The sequence below is a fragment of the Mesorhizobium sp. M2C.T.Ca.TU.002.02.1.1 genome (assembly GCF_003997225.1).
In genome coordinates this window covers 1-3,491 of the sequence record NZ_RZTO01000667.1, presented here as the reverse complement: position 1 = coordinate 3,491, position 3,491 = coordinate 1, and the positions used below count along the sequence as shown (strand labels likewise).

Genomic DNA, 3,491 nt, shown 5'->3' with positions numbered 1-3,491 from the left:
ATCCATGATGGGCGAGGCCAAGGATTTCCTGGTCAAGCGCGCCGAGCAGGTGAAGCTCGATCCTTACCAGTTCCAGGAATTCCCGGTCATCTTCTGGGACCTGTTCGGCGAGCAGGGCCACCCGATCCGCGCCACCATCTCGGAGATGGGACCGCTGCTGATGTCGCGGTTGATGAACCTCACGGAAGCGCAGGAGGGCGTCATGAACATCGCCTTCCGCATCGCCGACGAAGAGGGCCTTCTGCTGCTCGATTTGAAAGACCTGCAGGCGCTGCTCGCCAACATGGCCGAGCGCTCCGACCAGCTCAGCGCGCGCTATGGCAATGTCACCAAGCCCTCCGTCGGCGCCATCCAGCGCACGCTCCTGGTGCTCGAGAGCCAAGGCGCGGCGAACTTCTTCGGCGAGCCGGCGCTGCGCATCGCCGATCTGATGCGCACGACGCGAGACGGCCGGGGCGCGATCAGCGTGCTCGCCGCCGATAAATTGATGATGAATCCCAGGCTCTACGCCACCTTCCTGCTCTGGCTGATGTCTGAGCTGTTCGAGGAACTGCCCGAGGTCGGCGATCTCGACAGGCCGAAGCTGGTGTTCTTCTTCGACGAGGCGCATCTTTTGTTCGAGGACGCGCCGAAGGTGCTGATCGACCGCGTCGAGCAGGTGGTGCGGCTGATCCGTTCCAAGGGCGTCGGCGTCTATTTCGTCACCCAGAACCCGCTCGACATCCCGGAAAAAGTGCTAGCCCAGCTCGGCAACCGCGTCCAGCACGCGCTGCGCGCCTATACGCCGCGCGAACAGCAGGCGGTGCGCACCGCTGCCGAGACCTTCCGGCCCAATCCTGATTTCGATTGCGCCACTGCCATCACCCAGCTCGCCACCGGCGAGGCGCTGGTCTCGATGCTGGAGGACAAGGGCGTGCCTGCCATGGTCCAGCGCACGCTGATCCGCCCGCCATCGTCGCGGCTCGGACCGATCACGCCCGACGAGCGCCGCAAGATCATCGCCGAGAGCCCGGTCGCCGGTCAGTACGACGAGGCCGTCGATCGCGAATCGGCCTTCGAGATCCTGCAGAAGAAAACCAAGGAAGCGCAGGACGCCGAGGCGCAGGCACAGCAGCAGAACAGCGGCGGCTCGCGCTGGACCATCCCCGGTTTCGACGATGTTTTGGGAACATCGGGCCGGCGGTCTTCCAACCGCCAGACCGTGGCCGAAGCCGCCATCAAATCCGTGGTGCGCTCGGTCGGTTCCTCCGTCGGCCGCGCCATCGTGCGCGGCATCCTGGGGAGTCTGGCCAAGGGACGGTGACGGCCGTCAGCCAGGCCCCTGAGAGGTCACACCGGAATAAGCGGCGCGACCTCGCGATCGGACGGCCGGTCGCTCGCCGCCAGACCGGCGAGCACACCGGCGCGATCGGCGGCGTTGCGGTTCTGGCTCATCTTGCGCTTGCCCTCCAGCCTCGTGATGGGCATGCGCAGGCCGACGATGCCCTTCAACTGCGACTGGATGAAATCCGCCGGCGCGTCAGACACGGCCCAGGGCGCCGAGCGCTCGCCTTCATGCAGATTGGTCAGGCGGGTCACGACCTCGAGCAGCCTGTCGGCGTCCTCGAAGAATTCGATCGGCCCATGGGCGTGGACGGCAACGTAGTTCCAGGTCGGCACTACCTTCCCGGTCTCCTGCTTGGTCTGGTACCAGGCCGGTGTCACATAGGCGTCGGGCCCCATGAACATCGCCAGGCCGTCGCCCAGCGGCGGCACGCGCCATTGCGGGTTTGCCTTTGCGACATGGCCGTAGATCACCCCATGCTCGCCCTCGTTCTCGTCGAGCAAAAGCGGCAGAGGCGTCGCCAGCGGGCCGTCGGCCGTGGCGGTCACCAGAATTGCCAACCGCGCTGCGCGGATCGTGGCGGTGAGGCTCTCATAGTCGTCGTCGCGAAAGGCGGGCGGTGTGTACATGGCAAGATTCCTTAGCGTCGCAGGAAAAGATGCCGGATGTCTGGCCTGCTTGGAATATCCAGCTTTGAAAGTTTCGGGTGGTCCAGTTGGAACAGGACGTGCTGGCCGGGTTGTTGGCGAGGGGCGCCTATAAGCGCCACATGCGCAGCATCAGCAGGAAGAATGCCGGGCCCAGGGGCATCCTGCCGCAGGCCCTGAGCGATCGCCCCGGACCGCAGGCCACGGTCGCAGGGGCCAAGACGGGCTTGCATATCGTTGCCTGGATGAGCGGTATCGATGCCGGACGCGAACCGGTGATCATCGCGACCGCACGCGCTGCCGGGATCGGGCTCTATCCGGTGTCGCCGCCTTACGGTCCGAGCGTGCCGCGACCGGAAATCGCCGGCTTCGTCATGGGCTATGCCGGGCTTGACGCGGAGGCGCTGCGGCGGGGCGTTGCGGTGTTGGCGACCAAACTCGCCGAGCAGTGCTGACGGGCGGCCACCCTGGATATCTTGCCGGGCCTTTTCGATCGCACTTCTTGCCGAAGCAGCAAGCGCTGGGCGCGCATTGCAAATGCCGCATCTGCCTGTAGACTTCGCCAGGGGAGAAGCTGCGGACAGGTGGATGTCTCGCCAGCCGGTACCGATATGTTCGTAGGGCACAACCCCTATTTGGTCGCGTTCTCGGTGGTGATCGCGATCCTGGGAGGATACACAGGTTTCGGGTTGGCAGCCCGTGTGCGCGGCGCGCCTGGCGCGAGCCGCCGATTTCTGTTGGCCGGCGCGGCCTTCTTCCTGGCTGTCGGCATCTGGACCATGCACTTCATCGGCGTGCTGGCCGCGCCGCTGCCTCCGGGCACCACCTATCTCGTCCTGCCGACCATCGTTTCGTTTCTGATCTGCGCGCTCGTCGTCGGCGTTTCGCTGTTCTTCGTGTCCATCGGCGAGCCGTCCGGCAGCCGCGTCATCGCCTCGGCGCTGCTGCTCGGCACCGGGATCGTCTCGATGCACTATGTCGGCATTCATGGACTTGCCGGTCCATTCCACATCCATCACGACGATATGATGATGCTGGTTTCGGTGCTGATCGCCGTCGGCACCGCCTATGGCGGATTGCGGATACTTCTTGCCCGGCAAGGCGGCATGCGGCTCGTGCTCAGTGCGGTCGCCTTCGGCTTTGCCGTTTCGGGAATGCACTATACCGCCATGTACGGCATGCAGATGATGCCCTCGACAGGCGACGGCATGGACGGTCTCACCGCCTCGCCGCAGATCCTGGCGTTGATCGTATCGCTCCTTTCTTTCCTCGTCGTCGCCGGCTTCCTGCTCTTCCTGGTGCCGGAATCGCAGCAGCGCGCCGCCGCGACCTCACCCGAATGGCCGGGTGAGCCTCATGCCATGGATACGGCGCGGGAACTGTCTGGCGATGACGATCCGCACGGCTCGCCTGCAAAGCGGCCGCTGCCGCTGCACGGCCTCGGGCGCCCGCCGCCGCCCTTGGCAACGCGCTTGCCGGTCGAAGGCGCCGACGGCACGCATTTCGTCGAGGCCGAAGAG

Annotated in this window: 4 protein-coding genes; 3 read left to right on the top strand and 1 reads right to left on the bottom strand. The window is 65.5% G+C overall.

The window, feature by feature from the left end; translation table 11 throughout:
- On the top strand, positions 1-1,303 hold a 1,303-nt coding region (locus EOD07_RS27170; RefSeq protein WP_127237593.1), incomplete at its 5' end, for a helicase HerA-like domain-containing protein.
- A 26-nt stretch (positions 1,304-1,329) separates the two neighbouring features.
- Here the strand turns inward: EOD07_RS27170 and EOD07_RS27165 are convergent.
- Positions 1,330-1,953 carry an FMN-binding negative transcriptional regulator gene (locus EOD07_RS27165; RefSeq protein ID WP_127237592.1) on the bottom strand — a complete coding sequence of 208 codons (624 nt, stop codon included), beginning with the start codon at positions 1,951-1,953 and terminating at the stop codon, positions 1,330-1,332.
- Between the two features lie 86 nt (positions 1,954-2,039).
- Between EOD07_RS27165 and EOD07_RS27160 the strand changes: the two genes are divergently transcribed.
- A complete protein-coding gene (locus EOD07_RS27160; RefSeq protein ID WP_127237591.1) occupies positions 2,040-2,426 on the top strand; it encodes a hypothetical protein in 387 nt (128 codons plus the stop codon).
- A gap of 156 nt (positions 2,427-2,582) precedes the next feature.
- Positions 2,583-3,491: MHYT domain-containing protein (locus EOD07_RS27155; protein WP_127237590.1), on the top strand; the 909-nt coding region annotated here is incomplete at its 3' end.

What these genes read in the sequence shown, in the direction of transcription:
- EOD07_RS27165 (WP_127237592.1), bottom strand. Translation starts at nt 1,953, where the DNA reads ATGTACACACCGCCCGCCTTTCGCGACGACGACTATGAGAGCCTCACC.